Annotated in this window: 1 pseudogene; it reads left to right on the top strand. The window is 75.3% G+C overall.

Going from position 1 to position 674, the window contains the following annotated elements:
- Positions 1–45: 45 nt before the first annotated feature.
- Positions 46–513, top strand: a pseudogene (locus EAO73_RS35345) (oligopeptide/dipeptide ABC transporter ATP-binding protein); the annotation flags it as partial.
- Positions 514–674: the final 161 nt, after the last annotated feature.

Below are 674 nucleotides of genomic sequence, written 5' to 3'. Positions count from 1 at the left end.
TCGCCCGGGTGACCGGCGACGTACGGGTGGCCTGCCTTCCCGCCGGCCCTCGCCGGCGAACCCGACATCCTCCTCGCCGACGAGCCGACCACCGCGCTCGACGCCACCGTCCAGGACCAGATCCTCACCCTGCTCGGCGACCTCAACCGCGAGACCGGCACCGCCCTCGTCCTCATCACGCACAACATGGGCGTCGTCGCCCGCGCCTGCGAACGGGTCCTCGTCATGTACGGCGGCACCGTCGTCGAGGACGGCCCCACCGCCGAGGTGCTCACCCGCCCCCGCCACCCGTACACCGCCGGGCTCCTGGCCGCCGTGCCGCGCCTCGCCACCCCGTCCGGCACCCGGCTCACCGGCWTCCCGGGCAGCCCGCCCGACCTCACGCTCCTCGGGGACGGCTGCGCCTTCGCCGACCGCTGCACCCTCGTCGAGGACCGCTGCCGCACCGCCACTCCGCCGCTCGCCCGGGTGACCGGCGACGTACGGGTGGCCTGCCTTCCCGCCGGCCCTCGCCGGCGAACCCGACATCCTCCTCGCCGACGAGCCGACCACCGCGCTCGACGCCACCGTCGACGAGCCGACCACCGCGCTCGACGCCACCGTCCAGGACCAGATCCTCACCCTGCTCGGCGACCTCAACCGCGAGACCGGCACCGCCCTCGTCCTCATCACGC

Origin of the sequence: Streptomyces sp. col6, from assembly GCF_008042035.1 — a bacterium.
In the GTDB taxonomy this organism is placed as follows: Bacteria; Actinomycetota; Actinomycetes; order Streptomycetales; family Streptomycetaceae; genus Streptomyces.
Note: the sequence above shows the minus strand (reverse complement) of the source record. Positions and strands in the feature narration are given on the sequence as shown.